The organism is Pseudomonas sp. SAS7 (assembly GCF_052112345.1).
GTDB classification, from domain to species: Bacteria; Pseudomonadota; Gammaproteobacteria; order Pseudomonadales; family Pseudomonadaceae; genus Aquipseudomonas; species Aquipseudomonas putida_Q.
In genome coordinates this window covers 46,512-66,778 of record NZ_JBEGGO010000002.1, presented here as the reverse complement: position 1 = coordinate 66,778, position 20,267 = coordinate 46,512, and the positions used below count along the sequence as shown (strand labels likewise).

Below are 20,267 nucleotides of genomic sequence, written 5' to 3'. Positions count from 1 at the left end.
AATCAGTCCACACCGACTGTGATCTATGGCCCGTGCGTGTCATCTAAAACCCTGCATAGCCAGAATCTTTCCCCGGTAAAATGGATTTACCAACACACCGTCAAGAGGATGAATCATGCCCGTCAAGGACCCATCCAAGGTCGTTCCGGAGGTACCCGCCGAGGGCGCCGATGCCGCCCTGAAGCACATCGTCGACGGCTTCCTGCGCTTTCACCATGACGTCTTCCCCGAACAGCAAGAGCTGTTCAAGAAGCTCGCCACTGCGCAAACGCCGCGTGCCATGTTCATCACCTGCGCCGACTCGCGCATCGTCCCCGAGCTGATCACCCAGAGCTCGCCGGGCGACCTGTTCGTAACCCGTAACGTGGGTAACGTGGTACCGCCCTACGGTCAGATGAACGGCGGCGTTTCCAGCGCCATCGAATACGCCGTGCTTGCGCTGAAAGTGCACCACATCATCGTCTGTGGCCATTCCGACTGTGGCGCCATGCGTGCGGTACTCAACCCGCAATCGCTGACCAAGATGCCGACTGTTTCCGCCTGGCTGCGGCATGCCGAAGTGGCGCGTACCGTGGTCGAGAACAACTGCTCGTGCGGTACCGAACACGAAACCATGCAGGTGCTGACCAAGGAAAACGTGATCGCCCAGTTGCATCACCTGCGCACCCACCCTTCGGTTGCCTCGCGCCTGGCAGCCGGTGAGCTGTTCATTCATGGCTGGGTTTACGACATCGAAACCAGCAAGATCGAAGCTTACGACGCCATCAGCGACAGCTTCCTGCCCCTGGCTGCTGGCGAGCCGGTCCCCTGCGCTACTCCGAGAGGCCGCTACTAAGCGACCCATCCACCGCTAGAACCTTGATAGCCGGCTGCACCCGATAGGGGTGTGGCGCGGCCTTCGGCTGCCTTGAATTCCCTGACTGCCCTGCCGGCAAGCTCGCTGGCGGCCCGCGCTTGCGCGCTCGTCAGGGGCAAACGTGCCCACGGTCAGAGGAATGACCGTGTGACAGAGAAAGGAGAAACACGGTGAACATTACACAGTTGAAAGCGGCCCTGCCGCGTGAGTTGCTGGCGTCGGTGGTGGTCTTTCTGGTGGCCCTGCCGTTGTGCATGGGTATTGCGATTGCCTCGGGCATGCCGCCGGCAAAGGGCCTGATTACCGGCATTATCGGCGGTATTGTGGTGGGTTTCCTCGCCGGTTCGCCGTTGCAGGTCAGCGGCCCAGCCGCCGGCCTGGCGGTACTGGTGTTCGAGCTGGTGCGCCAGCATGGCATGGCCATGCTTGGGCCGATCCTGTTGCTGGCCGGGCTGCTGCAGTTGCTGGCCGGGCGCCTGCGCCTGGGTTGCTGGTTTCGTGTCACTGCGCCAGCGGTGGTGTACGGCATGTTGGCGGGGATTGGCGTGCTGATCGTGTTGTCGCAGGTGCATGTGATGTTCGACACGGCGCCGCAGCCTTCCGGGTTGCAGAACCTGCTGGAATTCCCGTCCACCGTAGCCGCAGCCCTGCCGCAGGAAAGTGCAGGCTCCGGCTGGATGGCCGGGGCGCTGGGCCTGGGCACCATCGCCATCATGTGGGGCTGGGAACGCCTGCGGCCGCAGCGGCTGCGCTTCGTCCCTGGCGCCCTGCTGGGTGTTGCCGCCATGACCGCCATCAGTATGTGGCTGGCCTTGCCGGTAAACCGCGTGCAGGTGCCGGCAGACCTGTCCGAGGCCATCGACTGGCTCCGCCCGGCTGACCTGATGCAACTGGCCGACCCTACCCTGCTGGTCGCCGCCTTTGCCCTGGCCTTCATCGCCAGCGCCGAAACCTTGCTCTCGGCCGCGGCGGTAGACCGCATGCACAGCGGCCAGCGTTCGGACTTTGACCGTGAACTGTCGGCCCAAGGTATCGGCAACATGCTCTGTGGCGTGCTGGGCGCGCTGCCGATGACCGGCGTGATTGTGCGCAGCTCGGCCAATGTGCAGGCGGGGGCGCAGACGCGGGCATCGGCAATCTTCCACGGCCTGTGGTTGTTGGCCTTCGTGGTGGTGTTGAGCAGCGTGCTGCAGCAGATTCCGGTGGCGAGCCTGGCGGGTGTGCTGGTGTTTACCGGGGTCAAGCTGGTCGACTTCAAGGCATTTCGTGGCCTGGGCCGTTATGGTCGCATGCCGATGTTCACCTATGCGGCGACGGCACTGGCGATCATCTTCACCGACCTGCTGACCGGCGTGCTGCTGGGCTTTGCCCTGACCCTGCTGAAGCTGGCGTTCAAGGCGGCGCGGCTGAAGATCAACCTGGTGAGCCTCGCCAAGGATGGGCACATGGAACTGCGCCTCAGTGGCGCGGCCACGTTCCTGAAGGTGCCGGCGCTGACCCAGGTGCTGGATACCGTACCGGCGGGCACCACGTTGCATGTGCCGTTGGGCAACCTGAGCTACATCGACCACTCGTGCCTGGAGCTGCTGGAGGACTGGAACCGCAGTAATGCGGCCAATGGGTCGCGGTTGCTGATAGAGCAGCGGCGCCTGAAGCGGCGGATCGAGGGGCGGTTGCGGACTACGGCGGGGGTTGGGGCCTGATATCGGTCCTGAACAGGGTGATTTTTGTAGGAGCGGCCTTGTGCCGCGAAAGGGCCGCGCAGCGGCCCCAAGGTTTCACAGTTGAGATTGCTGGGGCTGCTTTGCAGCCCTTTCGCGGCACAAGGCCGCTCCTACAGGGCTCTGGATTCAGGCAGGCTGACCCAGCTCCACACCCAGCTGTCGCGACAGGCAAGGCCAGCGCTTCCACGCCTCGCCGGTTGCCGGGCTGCTCAGCTTTTCGCGGTAAGCCTCCACCGATTCCACCGCAAAGCTTTCGTCATTGAGCATTTCGTCAACCGAGTGGTGCACCACTTCATCCAGCTGGTTGGCAAAGCTCTCGCCAATCAGCTGGTGGGCAATCAGGTTGGCGACCGTGGTGTCGACCGGGATCAGCGGCTGCTGGAAGTGGCGGATGTACAGGTCATTCACCTCTTCCACCAGGCGGTGCGCCAGGTAGGCCTCATCCAGCAGGCAGTCCAGGCCTACATGCCCTTGCATCACGCTGGGCGGCTGCAGGAAGTACGCCTCGGCAATTTTCAGTACAGGTTTGATCTGCGATTCGATCCCGGCTTCGCGAGCGACCTCGTGAGCGGCCTCCAGCAGTTCCGGAACCTGGTCGATGTAGGCGCTGACGAAGCGCGCCAAGGTACCCTGGGCGTCCTGCTCAGGCAGTTGGATCGAGGGGTGCAGGTGGGGCAGTTGCAGCTCGAGACGCTGTTTCAATTGGCCGGTCTGGCCTTCATGTTGATGGGCTTGGCTTACCTGCTCGCGTACAGCAGCGATGTTCATGACAACTCCAGGGACATTACGTTTCAAACGGAAGACACTAAATTAGCTCGGTATACAGAATACCTAAGACGTATTTGTTATAAGCCGCGCAAACGTGTGCGCTATCCGGTATATGGGAGTGCCAGTATTGCGCCACACCCTATCAAGCTCGCGGTTTTCAGACCATTCAGTCATTTCGTGAAGTTCATTTCACAGGCTTCATTGCGTGCCATTGGTCGCTGTCTATACTCCCGTTGAACGTGATTCGTTGATGAGGCCCGACTGCTTTTAGCAGGGGCTCGGTCGTCGAAGCCAGGCAGTCTTGACCGCCGTTCCCTCTTGCCGCAGGCCACGCCTCCGGGACAACAAGAATTAGAAGGGGAACCCGCAATGATGCGACATCCACATGTCTGGATGGGCCTCCTGTTGTGGTCGGTTTTTGGTCAGGCCAACGCCGCCTGGACCGTGAACATGCACCCGGGGGCGACGGAAGTTTCCAACGCCGTCTTCGACCTGCACATGACCATCTTCTGGATCTGCGTGATCATCGGCGTAGTCGTATTCGGCGCGATGTTCTGGTCCATGGTCGTGCACCGCCGCTCCACTGGCCAGCAGGCCGCGCATTTCCACGAGCATACCTGGGTGGAAATCATGTGGACCGTGGTGCCCTTCCTGATTCTGGTGGTAATGGCCATCCCCGCCACCAAGACCCTGATCGACATCTACGACGCCAGCGAGTCGGACATCGACATCCAGGTCACCGGCTACCAGTGGAAGTGGCACTACAAATACCTGGGCCAGGATGTGGAGTTCTTCAGCAACCTGGCCACCCCCGCCGATCAGATTCACAACAAGGCCCCCAAGGACGAGCATTACCTGCTCGAAGTCGACCAGCCGCTGGTGCTGCCGGTGGGCGCCAAGGTGCGCTTCCTGGTGACTGCCGCCGACGTGATCCACTCCTGGTGGGTGCCGGCCTTCGCGGTCAAGCGCGATGCCATCCCCGGCTTTGTCAACGAAGCCTGGACCCGTATCGAAAAGCCTGGCATCTACCGCGGCCAGTGCACCGAGCTGTGCGGCAAGGACCACGGTTTCATGCCGGTGGTGGTGGAGGTCAAGTCCAAGGCCGACTACGACACCTGGCTGGGCGAGCGCAAGGCTGAAGCCGCCAAGCTCAAGGAACTGACCAGCAAGGAGTGGACCCTGGAAGAGCTGGTGGAGCGCGGCGACAAGGTCTACCACACCACTTGCGTGGCCTGTCACCAGGCCGAAGGCCAGGGCCTGCCGCCGATGTTCCCGGCGCTCAAGGGCTCGAAGATCGCCACCGGGCCGAAGGAAGGCCACCTGAGCATTGTCTTCCACGGCAAGCCCGGCACCGCCATGGCGGCGTTCGGCAAGCAGCTCTCGGAAGTCGACATTGCCGCCGTTGTCACCTACGAACGCAACGCCTGGGGCAACAACAAGGGCGACATGGTCACGCCGAAGGACGTGCTGGCGCTGAAGCAGGCAGAAGCCAAGTGAACCGGGTTACTCGCGGCAATCAATGGGTTGCAGGAGACAGGACATGAGCACAGTGATCGACGACCACGCCCACGGCCATGAGCACGCCCACGGCCCGGCCAAGGGCCTGATGCGCTGGGTACTGACCACCAACCATAAAGACATCGGCACGATGTACCTGTGGTTCAGCTTCATCATGTTCCTGCTTGGCGGCTCGTTCGCCATGGTGATCCGCGCCGAGCTGTTCCACCCTGGCCTGCAGATCGTGGAGCCAGCCTTCTTCAACCAGATGACCACCATGCACGGCCTGATCATGGTGTTTGGCGCGGTGATGCCGGCCTTCGTCGGCCTGGCCAACTGGATGATCCCGTTGATGATCGGCGCGCCCGACATGGCCCTGCCGCGCATGAACAACTTCAGCTTCTGGCTCCTGCCGGCAGCCTTCCTGTTGTTGGTCTCGACCCTGTTCAGCCCGGGCGGCGGGCCGAACTTCGGCTGGACCTTCTACGCCCCGCTGTCCACCACCTATGCACCCGCCAGCGTTACCTTCTTCATCTTCGCTATCCACCTGATGGGCATCAGCTCGATCATGGGCGCGATCAACGTGATTGCCACCATCCTCAACCTGCGTGCGCCTGGCATGACCTTGATGAAGATGCCGCTGTTTGTCTGGACCTGGCTGATCACGGCCTTTCTGCTGATTGCGGTGATGCCGGTACTGGCCGGTGTGGTGACCATGATGCTGATGGATATTCACTTCGGCACCAGTTTCTTCAGTGCGGCCGGTGGCGGTGACCCGGTGCTGTTCCAGCACGTGTTCTGGTTCTTCGGCCACCCCGAGGTGTACATCATGATCCTGCCGGCCTTTGGCGCGGTCAGCTCGATCATTCCTGCGTTCTCGCGCAAGCCGCTGTTCGGCTACACCTCCATGGTGTATGCCACGGGCGCCATTGCTTTCCTGTCGTTCATCGTCTGGGCCCACCACATGTTCGTGGTCGGCATCCCGGTAGTCGGTGAGCTGTTCTTCATGTACGCCACCATGCTGATCGCCGTGCCCACCGGCGTGAAGGTGTTCAACTGGGTCAGCACCATGTGGGAAGGCTCGCTCACCTTCGAAACGCCGATGCTGTTCGCCATCGCCTTCGTCATCCTGTTCACCATCGGCGGCTTCTCCGGGCTGATGCTGGCCATCGCCCCGGCGGACTTCCAGTACCACGACACCTACTTCGTGGTGGCGCACTTCCACTACGTGCTGGTGCCTGGGGCGATCTTCGGCATCTTTGCCTCGGCGTACTACTGGCTGCCGAAATGGACCGGCCACATGTACGACGAAACCCTTGGCAAGCTGCACTTCTGGCTGTCGTTCATCGGCATGAACATGGCCTTCTTCCCCATGCACTTCGTAGGGCTGGCCGGCATGCCGCGGCGCATCCCGGACTACAACCTGCAGTTCGCCGACTTCAACATGGTGTCGTCCATCGGCGCGTTCATGTTCGGCGCCACGCAGATCTTCTTCCTGTTCATCGTCATCAAGTGCATCCGCGGCGGGGCGCCGGCACCGGCCAAGCCCTGGGATGGCGCCGAGGGCCTGGAGTGGTCGATCCCCTCACCTGCGCCCTACCACACCTTCCAGACACCACCGGAAGTGAAATAGGAACCCCGCCATGAACGGCCTGTCGCTGAAACGCCTGGTAACGCGCCTGCTGATGCTGACGGTGGTGATGTTCGCCTTCGGCTTTGCCCTGGTGCCGATCTATGACGTGATGTGCAAGGCCTTCGGCATCAACGGCAAGACCGGCGGGCAATACGAAGGCAGCCAGGTCAGTGACCCGTCACGGTCGGTGCGGGTGCAGTTCATGTCGACCAATGCCAGCGACATGGTCTGGGACTTCTACTCCACGGCTGACCAACTGGAGGTCAACCCGGGTGCGGTGAACCAGATGATTTTCGTCGCGCATAACCCGACCGACCGGCCAATGAGCGCGCAAGCCATACCCAGCATCACCCCGGCCGAGGCCGCGGCGTACTTCCACAAGACCGAGTGCTTCTGCTTTACCCAGCAGGTGCTGCAGCCCGGCGAACGCATCGAGATGCCGGTGCGCTTCATCGTCGACCGCGACCTGCCGGCCAGCGTGAAGCACCTGACACTGGCCTACACCTTGTTCGACATCACCGCTCGCCACCCGCCGGTCGCGCATGTTGCGGCCCAGGACGTCCAGGGCGCCCGTTAAGGGAAGGAGAACAGCAATGGCAAGTCATCAGCACTATTACGTTCCGGCGCAGAGCAAGTGGCCGATCATCGCCACCATCGGCATGTTCATCACGGTGTTCGGCCTGGGCACCTGGTTCAACGACATGAAGGCCGGCCACCCGGAATCGCACGGGCCGCTGATCTTCTTTGTGGGTGCGTTGTTTCTGGCCTACATGCTGTTCGGCTGGTTTGGTGCAGTGGTCAAGGAGAGCCGCGCCGGGTTGTACAGCCCGCAGCTGGACCGCTCGTTCCGCTGGGGCATGAGCTGGTTCATCTTCTCTGAAGTGATGTTCTTCATGGCCTTCTTCGGTGCGCTGTTCTACGTGCGCGTACTGGCGGGGCCGTGGCTGGGTGGCGACGGGGCCAAGGGTGTTGCGCACATGCTGTGGCCCACGTTCGAATTTACCTGGCCGCTGCTGCACACGCCCGACCCGAAACTGTTCCCGCCGCCGAAGGAAGTGATCGACCCGTGGCACCTGCCACTGATCAACACGATCTTGCTGGTCAGTTCCAGTGTGACCATCACCATCGCCCACCACGCCCTGCGCCGTGATCACCGCGGGCCGCTGAAATTCTGGATGGCGCTGACCATCCTGCTGGGCGCCAGCTTCATTGCGTTGCAGGCGTTCGAGTATCACGAGGCCTATACCAAGCTGGGGCTGACGTTGGGATCGGGGATCTATGGCGCGACGTTCTTCATGCTCACCGGGTTCCACGGTGCCCACGTGACCTTGGGCACGATCATCCTGATCGTGATGTTCGTGCGCATCTTGCGCGGGCATTTCAACCCGGAAAAACACTTCGGCTTCGAGGCAGCCAGCTGGTACTGGCACTTCGTCGACGTGGTGTGGGTGGGGTTGTTCATCTTCGTATACGTGCTTTGACAGGCAGCCGAGGTCCCTTTGTAGGAGCGGCCTTGTGTCGCGAAAGGGCTGCGAAGCGGCCCCAGGATGTTGGCCCAAATGCATAAATCGCCGGGGCTGCTGCGCAGCCCTTTCGCGACACAAGGCCGCTCCTACAAAGGCGCCGGCCACGGCGATGAAGACTTGAGTTCAGAAGGGCGCGTGTGAGACCAGCTGACCGCTGAGCAAACCCCAGGCGACCAGGCCAATTGTCAGGGCCGCCAGGGTCACCCGCACGGTCAGCGCCTTTAGCAGGCGGGTCGAGTTTTCGTCGTCCTTGACCAGAAACACCAGGCCACTGAACAGGCTGGCAATCGTGGCCAACAGCATCAGGACAATCGCGGCCTTGAGCATGGCGCTACTCCGGGGGGATGCGGTGATGTGGATAAGTATAGCGAGGCGCCCGTGAGGCCGTTTCGCCCAGGCTGGGTACCGACCCTGGTGGTGCTTGCACTGCTGCCGGGGCTGGTTGCGCTCGGCTGCTGGCAACTCGGCCGCGCCGAGGAAAAGCGCGCGCTGCTGGCCACCTATGCCGAACGGCGCATCGAGGCGCCGATCACCACCGCCCAGCTCGCATCAAGCGACGACAACGCCTTCCGCCGCGTGCACCTGTACGGCCGCTTCGACGCCGAGCACAGCGTGCTGCTGGACAACCGCATGCGCGATGGCCAGGCCGGTGTCGAACTGCTGCAACCCTTCCATGACCAGGCCAGCGGCCAGTGGCTGCTGATCAACCGCGGCTGGCTGCCATGGCCGGACCGCCGCGTGCCGGTGCATTTCGATACCCCTCCACAGGCTTTGGCCCTGGACGCTTCGGTGTACGTATCGCCGGGCACCACGTTCCAGCTGCATCCCGACCCTGAAGGCGGCCAATGGCCGCACCTGCTCACTGCCGTTGATGCCGCGCAGCTATGGCCGACGCTGGGCCGCGAAGGCTTTGCCCATGAGTTGCGCCTGGAGCCCGGCCCGGCGGCCTATCGCCTGGACTGGCCGGTTGTCGCCATGGGCCCGGAAAAACACCTGGGCTACGCCGTGCAGTGGTTTGCCCTGGCGGGTGCACTGGTTCTGCTTTACCTCTATTTCGGCTGGCACCACAACAAGGAGAAACGCCATGGCCACCGCCACTCCACTGGACGTGCCTGAACGTAGCAACCCCAGAGCCCGCGGGCGTTTGCAGCTTTTGCTGATCCTGCTGGTGGTGCTCGGGCCGATGATTCTGGCCACCAGCATGTACAAGCTGAAGTTCTGGGTGCCGGAAGGCCGCAGTTACCACGGCGCCATGATCGGCAACGGTGAAACCCGCACCGATATCGGCGTGGCAGGCCAGGACCAGCGTTGGCAGTTGCTGGTCAGTGCGCCCGAAGCCTGTGCCGAGGACTGCCAGCGCCTGGTGTACCTGGCCCGGCAGATCCAGGTGGGCCTGGGCCGCGACGCCAGCCGTGCCAGCCATGCACTGGCCACAGCCCAGCCGCTGACCGCCGACTACCAGGCGCTGCTGGGCCGCGAGTACCCGCAGCTGCAACGCTACCCGCTGGATGCCCCGCGCTATTTGCAGAAGGTGGGCGAGCCTGGCCCGCAGCTGTGGATCGTTGACCCCCACGGCAACCTGGTGCTGCGTTACGACGGCAAGGCCAACGGCAAGCATGTGCTGGATGACCTGCGCCACCTGCTCAAGCTGTCCAACATCGGCTAGGAGCCTGCCATGGCCAGACCTGGATTCCGCATTGCTGTGTTCGCCACCCTGTTGGCACTGCTGGTCGTCCTGCTCGGTGCCTACACCCGCCTGACCCACGCCGGCCTTGGCTGCCCTGACTGGCCAGGTTGCTATGGCTTCATCAGCGTGCCCAAGAGCGAGGCTCAGCTTGCCCATGCCGAGCTGCACTTTCCCGATCACCCGGTGGAAGAGGCCAAGGGCTGGGCGGAAATGGTCCATCGCTATTTCGCCGGTACCTTGGCCATGGTGATTGCCCTGCTCGCCTTCCAGGCGCTGCGTCGGCATGCCCGCGATGGGCAGCCTTACCGCCTGCCGGTGCTGTTGCTGGGTGTGGTGCTGGCCCAGGCGGCTTTCGGCATGTGGACGGTCACCCTGAAGCTGTGGCCGCAGGTGGTCACGGCGCATTTGCTGGGCGGCTTCACCACCCTGAGCTTGCTATTCCTGTTGTCACTGCGTCTATCCCGGGCCTTTGCGCCCTTGCCGAAACTGCCGCTGAGCCTGCGGCGGATCGCTGCGCTGGCGCTGTTGGTGGTGGTCGGCCAGATCGCCCTGGGCGGCTGGGTCAGTGCCAACTATGCAGCGGTCGCCTGCATCGACCTGCCGACCTGTCACGGCCAGTGGTGGCCAGCGGCGGACTTCAGCAATGGCTTCCACCTGACCCAGCACGTCGGCCCCAATTACCTGGGCGGGCAACTGGACAGTGATGCCCGCACGGCCATCCACATCAGCCACCGCCTGGGCGCGCTACTGGTCACCTGCGTGCTGCTGATGCTGAGCTGGAAGCTGTACCGCTGCGGCCTCCCCGGCCTGGCGCGGCTGGTGCTGCTGGCGCTGGCCCTGCAAGTGGGCCTGGGCATCAGCAACGTGGTGTTCCACCTGCCGCTGGCGGTAGCGGTTGCGCACAATGCCGGCGGGGCGCTGTTGCTGTTGAGCATGGTGCTGGTGAACTACCGCATTCGAGTGGTCGACAAAGTTCGCGTGGGTGTCGGCCAAGGCTGGCGCCTGCGGCCGGTGGCCGGCGTGGGCATTTCCCATCACATGAGGAACGACTCGTGGCGACGCTTCTGAGCGCACGACAGGCCAGCTGGCGCGATTACCTGGAGCTGACCAAGCCCAAGGTGGTGGTACTGATGCTGATCACTTCGCTGGCCGGCATGTTCCTGGCCACACGGGCGGGGGTCGGCTGGAGCGTGCTGCTGTTCGGCAACCTGGGCATCGGCCTGTGCGCTGGCGCTGCGGCGGTGGTGAACCATGTGGTGGACCGGCGCATCGATGCGCTGATGGCCCGCACCCACAAGCGGCCGCTGGCCCAAGGCCGGGTCGAGCCGCTACCGGCCTTGCTGTTTGCACTGGCGTTGGCGCTGCTGGGCATGGCCCTGCTGCTGGCGTTCACCAACGCCCTCACCGCCTGGCTGACCCTGGCTTCGCTGCTGGGTTATGCGGTGCTCTACACCGGCTTTTTAAAGCGTGCCACGCCACAGAACATCGTCATCGGCGGCCTGGCCGGCGCCGCCCCGCCGTTGCTCGGCTGGGTGGCGGTAAGCGGCCATGTCAGCGCCGAACCCTTGCTGCTGGTGCTGATCATCTTCGCCTGGACCCCACCGCACTTCTGGGCGCTGGCCATCCACCGCAAGGAAGAGTACGCCAAGGCCGATATCCCGATGCTGCCGGTGACCCATGGCGAGCGCTACACCAAGCTGCATATTTTGCTGTACACCCTGATTCTGCTGGCGGTGAGCCTGCTGCCCTATGCCATCCACATGAGCGGCCCGCTATACCTGGCTTGTGCCCTGGCCTTGGGGCTGCGCTTCCTGCAATGGGCCTGGGTGTTGTACCGTGGCAGCCGGCCGCACGCGGCGATCGGCACCTTCAAGTACTCTATCGGCTACCTGTTCGCGCTGTTCATCGCGTTGCTACTCGACCACTACCTGTTGCTGAACCTATGACCCGAACCCAGAAAACCGTCTTCATCCTCGTCGCCCTGGTCGCGTTGATCCTGGGCCTGACCGTCAACAAGGTGCTCAATGGCCGCGACCAGCCCAACCCCGCCGAGCTGATCGACGCCGGCATCATCCTGCTGCCGCAGAGCCGCACCGTGGCCGACGTGACCATGACCAACCAGGACGGGCAGCCGGTGCAGCTGGACGACCTGAAAGGCAAATGGTCGCTGTTGTTCTTTGGCTACACCTACTGCCCGGACATCTGCCCGACCACCCTGGCCCAGTTGCGCCAGGTGAAGAGCGAGCTGCCCAAGGAAGCCGTCGACCGGCTGCGGGTGGTGCTGGTGAGTGTGGACCCGAACCGGGATACGCCGAACCAGCTGAAGCAGTACCTGGGCTATTTCGACAAGGACTTTGTCGGCGTGGCGGGGTCGATCGAGGATACCCAGAAGCTGGCCAATGCCTTGAGCATTCCGTTCATTCCGGCGGATACCAGCAAGCCGGGGTATACCGTGGATCACAGTGGCAACCTGGCGGTTGTCGGGCCGGATGGGCGTCAGCGTGGGTTCATTCGTGCGCCGTTCAACAACCAGAAGCTGGTGGCGCAGTTGCCCGGGCTGGTGAAGCGGGATTGAGAATGCTGGGCCTGCTTTGCAGGCCTTTCGCGGCACAAGGCCGCTCCTACAGGGGTACGCGATCCCATGTAGGAGCGGCCTTGTGCCGCGAAAGGGCCGCAAAGCGGCCCCAGGGGTTTCCGCTTAAAATGCTGGAACCACAGCGCCCTTGTACTTCTCGATGATGAACTGCTTCACCTCAGGCGAGTGCAGCGCAGCCGCGAGTTTCTTCATGTCTTCCGAATCCTTGTTGTCCGGGCGGGCAACCAGGATGTTCACGTAAGGCGAGTCGCTGCCTTCGATGGCCAGCGCGTCTTTTTCCGGGTTCAGCTTGGCTTCCAGCGCGTAGTTGGTGTTGATCAGGGCAGCATCGACCTGGGTCAGCACGCGCGGGATGGTGGCGGCTTCCAGCTCACGGAACTTCACGTTTTTCGGGTTCTCGGCAACATCCTTCACGGTGGACAGGATGTTCTTGTTGTCCTTGAGCTTGATCACACCGGCCTTGTCCAGCAGCAGCAGGGCGCGGCCGCCGTTGGTGGCGTCGTTGGGGATGACCACGGTGGCGCCGGACGACAACTCGTCGAGCTTCTTGATCTTGGTGGAATACACGCCCAGCGGCTCGATGTGTACGCCGGCCACGCTTACCAGGTCGGTCTTCTTGGCCTTGTTGAACTCATCCAGGTACGGCTGGTGCTGGAAGAAGTTGGCGTCCAGGCGCTTTTCGGCAACCTGTACGTTCGGCTGGATGTAGTCGGTGAATTCCTTGACCTTCAGCTCCACGCCTTCTTTGGCCAATTGCGGTTTGACGAAGTTGAGGATTTCGGCGTGCGGCACCGGGGTGGCGGCAACAGTCAGGGTATCGGCGTGGGCCGAGAAGGCCGCAACAGCGGCAGCGACAGCAAGCAGCTTCTTCATTGATCACTCCTTGTGAGGGCCGCGACGGCCCCCGAACGGGTCGGCCAGGCCGACCCCATTGGGGTTACTTACGGGAAAAATGCACGACCAGTTTGTCGCCCACGCTCTGCAGTACTTGAACCAGTACCAGCAGCAGTACCACGGTCACCACCATCACATCGGTCTGAAAACGCTGGTAACCGAAGCGGATAGCCAGGTCGCCCAGGCCACCGGCACCCACCACACCGGCCATGGCGGTGTACGAAACCAGGGTGATGGCGGTGACGGTAATGGCCGCGAAGATACCCGGACGGGCCTCTGGCAGCAGCGCACTGGTGATGATCTGGCGGGTGGTGGCGCCCATCGACTGGGTAGCCTCGATGATGCCACGGTCCACTTCACGCAGGGCGGTTTCCACCAGGCGCGCGAAGAACGGCGTGGCACCCACCACCAGCGGCGGGATGGCGCCGGCAACGCCCAGCGAGGTGCCGGTGATCAGTACGGTGAACGGGATCATCACGATCAGCAGGATGATGAACGGCAGCGAGCGCAGGATATTGACCACCAGCGACAGCAACGCGTACACACCCTTCTGCTCGAACATCTGCTTTGGCCCGCAGAGGAACAGCAGCACACCCAGTGGCAGGCCCAGCAGCACGGTGAAGAACAGCGAGCCGAACAGCATGATCATGGTGTCGATGGTGGCCAGCCAGATTTCGGCCCAGTCGACGTTGGCAAAGAAATTGAGCGCGTCCATCAACGCAGTACCTCCATATGTACGTCAGCTGCCTTGAAGCGGGCGAACGCCGCTTCCATGTCACCGCCGATCAAGGCGAGGGTGAGCTGGCCATAGGGGACATCCTTGATGCGGTCGATACGCCCGGCGAGGATGCTGTAGTCCACACCGGTTTCGCGGGCCACGGTGCCCAGCAGCGGCGCGTAGGTGGCGTCGCCCTGGAAGGTCAGGCGCACGATGCGGCCCGGTACGTGGGCAAAGTCGTCGCGCTGCTCGCCTTCGTCGACCTGCTCGTCTTCCTGGACAAAGCGCTTGGTGGTGGGGTGCTGCGGGTGCAGGAACACATCGGCCACCGAGCCTTGCTCGACGATCTGGCCGGCGTCCATCACCGCCACACAGTCGCAGACACGGCGGATCACGTCCATTTCATGGGTGATGAGCACGATGGTCAGCTTCAGCTCACGGTTGATTTCGGCAAGCAGTTGCAGGACCGAGGCCGTGGTTTGCGGGTCGAGGGCACTGGTGGCCTCGTCGCACAGCAGGATCTTCGGGTTGGTGGACAGGGCGCGGGCGATGCCGACGCGCTGCTTCTGGCCGCCGGACAACTGCGCCGGGTACTTTTTGGCGTGGTCTTGCAGGCCGACACGGGCCAGCAGCTCGGTGACGCGCTTGTCGATTTCGCTGCGCGACAGCTCACCGGCCAGGGTCAGTGGTAGGGCGACGTTGTCGGCGACGGTCTTGGAGGCCAGCAGGTTGAAGTGCTGGAAAATCATCCCGACCTGCTGACGGAAGCCGCGCAGTTGGCTGGCGTTGAACGCGGTGACGTCTTCGCCGTCGACGATGATCTTGCCGCCGGAGGGTTCTTCCAGGCGGTTGATCAGGCGCAGCATGGTGCTTTTGCCGGCGCCGGAATGGCCGATCAGGCCGAACACCTGGCCATCTTCGATGGTCAGGCTGGTCGGATTCAGTGCGGGGATTTCCCTACCGGCAACGCGGTAGGTCTTATGTACCTGTTGGAACTCGATCACGTAGCGAACCTTGTGGGGCGCATTGAAATTTGGGTCAGCGGTTAGCTGGGGTCGCGCATTTTAGCCTTTTCCCATAGCTGTTCTTAGCATTTATTTCGTAATGCACCAATCCTTCGGGCATATCGCGACAACTGGTAATCAAGATTGAACGCTCGGCAACGCGCTCCAGTCACTACTTGGACAAGCCCTGAACGGGCACGCCTTAAGACTGATGAGGAGAGCCGATCATGCCCAGCAAGAAAACGGACGCGCCCAAGCAGAGCGAAGCCGCCGGCACCCAGACCCCTGACCGGGCCAATACCAATGCCAAGCTGCAAAGCCTGGAGGCCGACCGCAGCGATGCGACCGGGCATGCGCTGCGCACCAACCAGGGCGTGCGCATCGCTGACAACCAGAACACCCTGAAGGCGGGTGACCGCGGGCCGTCGCTGCTTGAAGACTTCATCATGCGCGAGAAGATCACCCACTTCGACCATGAACGGATCCCCGAGCGCATCGTGCACGCACGCGGTACCGGGGCCCACGGGTTCTTCCAGAGCTATGGCAACCACGCAGAGCTGACCAAGGCCGGCTTCCTGCAGGACCCGGAAAAGATCACCCCGGTTTTCGTGCGCTTTTCCACGGTGCAGGGCCCACGCGGTTCTGGCGACACGGTGCGCGATGTGCGGGGCTTTGCCGTCAAGTTTTACACCGACGAAGGCAATTTCGACCTGGTCGGCAACAACATGCCGGTGTTTTTCATCCAGGATGCCATCAAGTTTCCCGATTTTGTCCACGCGGTAAAGCCGGAGCCACACAACGAGATACCTACCGGCGGCTCGGCGCATGACACCTTCTGGGATTTTGTCTCGCTGGTGCCGGAATCGGCCCACATGGTCATGTGGGCCATGTCTGACCGCGCCATCCCGCGCAGCCTGCGAATGATGGAAGGCTTTGGCGTGCACACCTTCCGCCTGATCAACGCCGAGGGCGTGGCCAGCTTCGTCAAGTTTCACTGGAAGCCGAGCCAGGGCGTGCATTCGCTGCTGTGGGACGAAGCACAGAAACTGGCGGGCAAGGACACCGACTTCCAGCGCCGTGACCTGTGGGAAGCCATTGAAACCGGCGACTACCCGGAATGGGAACTGGGCGTGCAGATTGTGCCGGAGGCTGACGAACACAAGTTCGACTTCGACCTGCTGGACCCGACCAAGATAATTCCCGAAGAACTGGTACCCGTTACCCCGCTGGGCAAGATGGTGCTGAACCGCAACCCGGATAACTTCTTTGCCGAGGTCGAGCAGGTTGCCTTCTGCCCTGGCCATATCGTGCCGGGTATCGACTTTACCAATGACCCCTTGCTGCAGGGCCGGCTGTTCTCCTATACCGACACGCAACTGAGCCGGCTGGGCGGGCCGAACTTCCACCAGATCCCGATCAACCGCCCTGTGGCGCCCAACCACAACAACCAGCGCGACGCTTTGCACCAGCACACCGTGCATAGGGGCCGTGCCTCGTATGAGCCGAATTCCATCGACGGCGGCTGGCCGAAGGAAACGCCACCCGCTGCCCAGGACGGCGGCTTCGAGAGCTTCCAGGAACGCATCGATGCGCACAAGATTCGCCAGCGCAGCGAGTCGTTCGGCGACCACTTCTCGCAGGCGCGGTTGTTCTTCCAGAGCATGAGCCCGACAGAGCAGCAGCACATCATCAAGGCCTACAGCTTCGAGCTGGGCAAGGTCGAGCGCGAGGCCATTCGTGCCCGTGAGGTGAACGAAATCCTGGCCAACATCGACCTCAAGCTCGCGGCCGCCGTAGCCGCCAACCTGGGGCTGCCGGCACCCAAGGCGGGCACCGTTCAGGTGAAAGGCAGCAAGCTTGCCGAGTCCCCGGCATTGAGCCAGATGAACCACCCCGGGGTTGTCGGCATCAAGGGGCGCAAGATAGCCGTGCTGCTGGCCGATGGCGTGGATGCCGGCAGTGTCGACCGGCTGGTCAAGGCGCTTGAGGCGCACAGCGCGCGCATTTTGCTGCTTGGGCCAACTTCGGCGCCGGTCAAGGCTGCCGACGGCAAAGCACTGCCAGTGGATGCCTCGATGGAGGGCATGCCTTCGATCATGTTCGACGGGGTGCTGGTACCGGCCGGCAAGGCCGCACTGGATGCGCTGGGGGCGAGTGGTCTGGCCAAGCACTTCCTGCTCGAAGCCTACAAGCACCTGAAGGCGATCGGCTTTGCCAAAGAGGGCAAGGTGCTGGTGGACGCGCTGGGCCTGAAGGAGGACAAGGGGTTGTTGCTGGGCGATGACCAGAAGACGCTGGACGCTTTCGTCAAAGCGGTCGAGGGGCACCGGGTGTGGGAGCGTGAAGCTGCTGCGGAGGCTGTACCGGCCTAAGGAGCTGCTTCGCACCCCATCGCGGCACAAGGCCGCTCCTACCGGAGATTGCATGCCCTGGTAGGAGCGGCCTTGTGTCGTGAAAGGGGCGCGCAGCGCCGCCAGTGTTTTCAGCGCTGATGCGGTACCAGAACCACCTGCGCCGGCAGCGAGCGTTGAATCTCATGCTTCTGCTTCAGCTGGAACCCACTGTCGATCTTGCGCACGCGCTTCTCCAGCAAGGTCTTCAGCCACGGCGCATCGTCGGTACGTGGCACCTGGAACACTACTTCGCAGTCATAGCTCACCACATCGGCGGCAATGTCATCGAGCTGGCGGCGCATGGCGCGGCTGTCAGTGGTCTTCAAGGCCACCACCGTGCTTGGCGCTGTCGGGTCGATGATGCGTGCCTTGGGCTTGGCTTCGGCGGCTTTCAAGGCAGCCTCTGCCTTCTCCAGCTCGGCCTTGCGTGCCTGGGACAGGGGATCGCCACCGGTCACTGCCGGGGCTTGCGGCATCAGTGCCCGGGCACGGGCCAGGGCGGTAGCGGCCGCATTCACATCACCCTTTTGCAGGACGATCTGGCTGCGTTGCAGATAGGCTTCGGCCAACTGACGCTGGTATTGCTCCAGGCGTGCGTCATCCGGCGACTGGGCCTGCAAGGCTGCCAGCTGATCTTCGGCGGTGGCCAGCTCGTTGCTGGCGATGTTTTGTTGCAACTGCTGCCAGGCATCGGCTTGGGCAGGTGCGGTGGCCTGTTCGACCGGCGCGCTGGAACAGGCAGCCAGGAGCAGGGAAAACGCGGCAACAAGCAGATAACGGGAGGCGAACGGCTTCATTCCTGCGACTCTCTATTTGCGCAAAAAGCGAGCAAGTCTACACCCAGGTGCGCACGCTCGAAAACAGGTCTTACAGACCCTTTACCCGGCAAAAGGTTGCAAGGCGTGCCTTCACACGCCCTGCTGTTCAGCGTTTTGGCAGGGCCAGGCTCAGCAAGAATAGCACCGCCGCGCAAACCACGATCGACGGGCCGGCGGGGGTATCCTTGAACCACGACATGGCCAGGCCACAGCAGACCGCGGTGACGCCCAGCAGGCTGGCGCCCACGGCCATCTGCTCGGGGGAGCGGGCGTGACGCTGCGCCGCAGCCGCGGGGATGATCAGCAGCGAGGTGATCAGCAGCACACCGACGATCTTCATGGCCACGGCAATCACCACCGCAATCAGCAGCATCAGTGCCAGGCGCAGGCCGGCAACGGGCAGGCCCTCGACCGTGGCCAGTTCTTCGTGCACGGTGACTGCCAGCAGCGGCCGCCACAGCGCGGCAAGCAGCACCAGCACCAGCGCACTGCCGCCCAGGATCCAGGCCAGGTCGGTGGTGCTGATGGCCAGCAGGTCACCGAACAGGTAGGCCATCAGGTCGATGCGCACATCGTGCATGAAGCTCAGTACCACCAGGCCCAGCGACAGGGTGCTGGGGGCGAGAATGCCGAGCAGGGTATCGGAGGCCAGCGGTTGGCGTTGCTGCAAGGTCACAAGCAAAATTGCCAGCAGCAGGCAGCCGATGGTCACTGCCAGTGCCGGGCTGACGTCCAGGGCAAAGCCCATGGCCACACCGAGCAAAGCGGCGTGGGATAGGGTGTCGCCAAAATACGCCATGCGCCGCCATACCACGAACGAACCCAGCGGGCCGGCAACCAGCGCCAGGGACAAGCCGGCAAGCAAGGCGTAGAGAAGAAAATCAGCCATGCTTGCAGTGCTCTCCGTGAACATGGGTGCCAGGGGCGACCACCGAGCCGTGCAGGTCGTGGCTGTGGTCGTGGTGGTGATGGTAGATGGCCAGGCTCGGCGCGGTCTGGCCAAACAGTTCGACGAACGCCGGGTCGCCGCTGACTTGCTCGGGGTGGCCCGAGCAGCACACGTGACGGTTCAGGCACACCACCTGGTCGGTGGCGCTCATTACCAGGTGCAGGTCGTGGGAAACCATCAGCACGCCGCAGCCATGGCGGTCGCGCAGGCGGGTGATGAGGTTGTACAGCTCGGTCTGGCCGACCACGTCCACGCCCTGCACCGGCTCGTCGAGCACCAGCAACTGGGGTTCGCGCAGCAGGGCGCGGGCCAGCAGCACGCGTTGCATCTCGCCGCCGGAAATGGTCTGGATCGGGCTGTCGATGACCTGTTCGGCGCCCACTTCCTGTAGCGCCGACAAGGCTGCTGCGCGGTCTACGCCGGGCACCAGGCGCAGGAAGCGCAGCACCGACAGCGGCAGCGTGGCATCGACCTGAATCTTTTGCGGCATGTAGCCAATGCGCAGCTTCGGCTTGCGCCATACCTTGCCGCGGTGCGGCTTGAGCAGCCCGAGCACAGCGCGCACCAGGGTGGTCTTGCCCGCCCCGTTGGGGCCGATCAGGGTGACGATCTGGCCGGGGGCGACCGACAGGTCGATGCTGTCGAGCACCGCCTCGCCGCCAAAGGTAACGCCGACCTGCTCCAGGCGGATCAGGGCATCGCTCATGCCGCGCTCCGGCAGCTGCCGCACAGGCCGACCACTTCGACGGTTTGAGTCTCGACCGTGAAGCCCACGCCTTTGGCGCTGTTGATGATGGCGTCGCTGATGCTGCTCTGCTCCAGCTCGATGGCCACATGGCAGGCCCGGCAAATCAGGAACTGGCCCTGGTGCACGTGTTCGGGGTGGCTGCAGCCGATGAAGGCGTTGAGCGAGGCGATGCGGTGCACCAGGCCGTTTTCCAGCAGGAAGTCCAGCGCACGGTACACCGTGGGCGGGGCGGCGCGGCGGCCGTCCTGCTCGCTGAGCACGGCGAGGATGTCGTAGGCGCCCAGCGGCTTGTGGCTTTGCCACACCAGCTCCAGCACACGGCGGCGCAGCGCGGTCAGGCGCAAGCCCTGGCGGGTGCACAAGGCGTCGGCTTCAGCCAGTGCGCTGTGTACGCAATGGGAATGATCGTGAGGACGGTTGGCCAGCGGCGTGATGGACATGGGCAGCGACGGTTCT

At 63.2% G+C, this 20,267-nt stretch carries 21 protein-coding genes; 12 read left to right on the top strand and 9 right to left on the bottom strand.

The genetic code is table 11. The features are described 5' to 3' along the window. Positions 1-115 precede the first annotated feature (115 nt). Both ABI582_RS03825 and ABI582_RS03820 read left to right on the top strand, forming a co-directional pair. The gene (locus ABI582_RS03825; protein ID WP_016497399.1) at positions 116-835 is read left to right on the top strand and encodes a carbonic anhydrase; all 720 of its coding nucleotides are present in this window, start codon (positions 116-118) and stop codon (positions 833-835) included. 191 nt (positions 836-1,026) lie between these two features. After that, positions 1,027-2,559, top strand: coding sequence for a SulP family inorganic anion transporter (locus ABI582_RS03820; RefSeq protein ID WP_151326025.1), 1,533 nt, complete (start codon positions 1,027-1,029; stop codon positions 2,557-2,559). A gap of 147 nt (positions 2,560-2,706) precedes the next feature. Here the strand turns inward: ABI582_RS03820 and ABI582_RS03815 are convergent, their stop codons facing one another. After that, complete coding sequence (locus tag ABI582_RS03815) at positions 2,707-3,348, bottom strand: hypothetical protein (protein ID WP_003253042.1); 642 nt, start codon at positions 3,346-3,348, stop codon at positions 2,707-2,709. 369 nt (positions 3,349-3,717) lie between these two features. Between ABI582_RS03815 and coxB the strand changes: the two genes are divergently transcribed. Genes coxB through ABI582_RS03795 form a run of 4 tightly spaced genes read left to right on the top strand, consistent with a single transcriptional unit; the run spans position 3,718 to position 7,959 of the window. Next, on the top strand, positions 3,718-4,845 hold the full coding sequence (gene coxB / locus ABI582_RS03810; RefSeq protein WP_019470362.1) for a cytochrome c oxidase subunit II: 1,128 nt from the start codon (positions 3,718-3,720) through the stop codon (positions 4,843-4,845). 43 nt (positions 4,846-4,888) lie between these two features. Next, a complete protein-coding gene (ctaD, locus tag ABI582_RS03805; RefSeq protein WP_442118453.1) occupies positions 4,889-6,478 on the top strand; it encodes a cytochrome c oxidase subunit I in 1,590 nt (529 codons plus the stop codon). A 10-nt stretch (positions 6,479-6,488) separates the two neighbouring features. Continuing rightward, complete coding sequence (locus ABI582_RS03800; RefSeq protein WP_016484257.1) at positions 6,489-7,055, top strand: cytochrome c oxidase assembly protein; 567 nt, start codon at positions 6,489-6,491, stop codon at positions 7,053-7,055. Positions 7,056-7,071: 16 nt separating this feature from the next. After that, positions 7,072-7,959, top strand: a complete 888-nt coding sequence (locus ABI582_RS03795; protein WP_442118452.1) for a cytochrome c oxidase subunit 3 — start codon at positions 7,072-7,074, stop codon at positions 7,957-7,959. Positions 7,960-8,127: 168 nt separating this feature from the next. Here the strand turns inward: ABI582_RS03795 and ABI582_RS03790 are convergent, their stop codons facing one another. Further along, entirely contained in the window at positions 8,128-8,331 is a 204-nt protein-coding gene (locus ABI582_RS03790) for a twin transmembrane helix small protein (RefSeq protein WP_019470365.1), read from the bottom strand. A gap of 51 nt (positions 8,332-8,382) precedes the next feature. On the opposite strand from ABI582_RS03790, the gene ABI582_RS03785 reads away from it, so the two are divergent. From ABI582_RS03785 to ABI582_RS03765, 5 genes are read left to right on the top strand one after another with little or no spacing between them, the layout of a single operon-like run. Further along, positions 8,383-9,120 (top strand): SURF1 family protein, encoded by a 738-nt coding sequence (locus ABI582_RS03785; protein WP_442118451.1) that lies wholly within the window; start codon positions 8,383-8,385, stop codon positions 9,118-9,120. After that, entirely contained in the window at positions 9,089-9,670 is a 582-nt protein-coding gene (locus ABI582_RS03780; protein WP_442118450.1) for a hypothetical protein, read from the top strand. The genes ABI582_RS03785 and ABI582_RS03780 overlap by 32 nt, the downstream gene beginning before the upstream one ends. Positions 9,671-9,679: 9 nt before the next feature. Next, on the top strand, positions 9,680-10,759 hold the full coding sequence (locus ABI582_RS03775) for a COX15/CtaA family protein (RefSeq protein ID WP_016497407.1): 1,080 nt from the start codon (positions 9,680-9,682) through the stop codon (positions 10,757-10,759). Next, the gene (cyoE, locus tag ABI582_RS03770) at positions 10,744-11,637 is read left to right on the top strand and encodes a heme o synthase (protein WP_442118449.1); all 894 of its coding nucleotides are present in this window, start codon (positions 10,744-10,746) and stop codon (positions 11,635-11,637) included. The genes ABI582_RS03775 and cyoE overlap by 16 nt, the downstream gene beginning before the upstream one ends. Further along, on the top strand, positions 11,634-12,266 hold the full coding sequence (locus ABI582_RS03765; RefSeq protein ID WP_442118448.1) for an SCO family protein: 633 nt from the start codon (positions 11,634-11,636) through the stop codon (positions 12,264-12,266). Before cyoE ends, ABI582_RS03765 begins: the two co-directional genes overlap by 4 nt. A 123-nt stretch (positions 12,267-12,389) precedes the next feature. Here the strand turns inward: ABI582_RS03765 and ABI582_RS03760 are convergent, their stop codons facing one another. The 3 genes from ABI582_RS03760 to ABI582_RS03750 form a co-directional block, all read right to left on the bottom strand. Further along, complete coding sequence (locus ABI582_RS03760; protein WP_338745707.1) at positions 12,390-13,160, bottom strand: MetQ/NlpA family ABC transporter substrate-binding protein; 771 nt, start codon at positions 13,158-13,160, stop codon at positions 12,390-12,392. 64 nt (positions 13,161-13,224) lie between these two features. Beyond that, positions 13,225-13,896 carry a methionine ABC transporter permease gene (locus ABI582_RS03755; protein ID WP_012269918.1) on the bottom strand — a complete coding sequence of 224 codons (672 nt, stop codon included), beginning with the start codon at positions 13,894-13,896 and terminating at the stop codon, positions 13,225-13,227. Continuing rightward, positions 13,896-14,903 carry a methionine ABC transporter ATP-binding protein gene (locus tag ABI582_RS03750; protein WP_016497411.1) on the bottom strand — a complete coding sequence of 336 codons (1,008 nt, stop codon included), beginning with the start codon at positions 14,901-14,903 and terminating at the stop codon, positions 13,896-13,898. Before ABI582_RS03750 ends, ABI582_RS03755 begins: the two co-directional genes overlap by 1 nt. Before the next feature lie 227 nt (positions 14,904-15,130). On the opposite strand from ABI582_RS03750, the gene katE reads away from it, so the two are divergent. Continuing rightward, positions 15,131-17,275, top strand: coding sequence for a catalase HPII (gene katE, locus ABI582_RS03745; protein ID WP_258654466.1), 2,145 nt, complete (start codon positions 15,131-15,133; stop codon positions 17,273-17,275). 110 nt (positions 17,276-17,385) lie between these two features. On the opposite strand, the gene ABI582_RS03740 is transcribed toward katE, so the two are convergent. The 4 genes from ABI582_RS03740 to zur all read right to left on the bottom strand — a co-directional run bounded on the left by ABI582_RS03740 (position 17,386) and on the right by zur (position 20,251). After that, positions 17,386-18,093, bottom strand: coding sequence for a PA5502 family lipoprotein (locus ABI582_RS03740; protein ID WP_442118447.1), 708 nt, complete (start codon positions 18,091-18,093; stop codon positions 17,386-17,388). A 127-nt stretch (positions 18,094-18,220) separates the two neighbouring features. Further along, positions 18,221-19,003: a zinc ABC transporter permease subunit ZnuB gene (gene znuB / locus ABI582_RS03735; RefSeq protein ID WP_016497414.1), complete on the bottom strand. Its 783-nt coding sequence runs from the start codon at positions 19,001-19,003 to the stop codon at positions 18,221-18,223. After that, a complete protein-coding gene (gene znuC / locus ABI582_RS03730; protein ID WP_012269923.1) occupies positions 18,996-19,769 on the bottom strand; it encodes a zinc ABC transporter ATP-binding protein ZnuC in 774 nt (257 codons plus the stop codon). The genes znuB and znuC overlap by 8 nt, the downstream gene beginning before the upstream one ends. After that, entirely contained in the window at positions 19,766-20,251 is a 486-nt protein-coding gene (gene zur, locus ABI582_RS03725; RefSeq protein ID WP_019472432.1) for a zinc uptake transcriptional repressor Zur, read from the bottom strand. Before zur ends, znuC begins: the two co-directional genes overlap by 4 nt. Positions 20,252-20,267 lie beyond the last annotated feature (16 nt).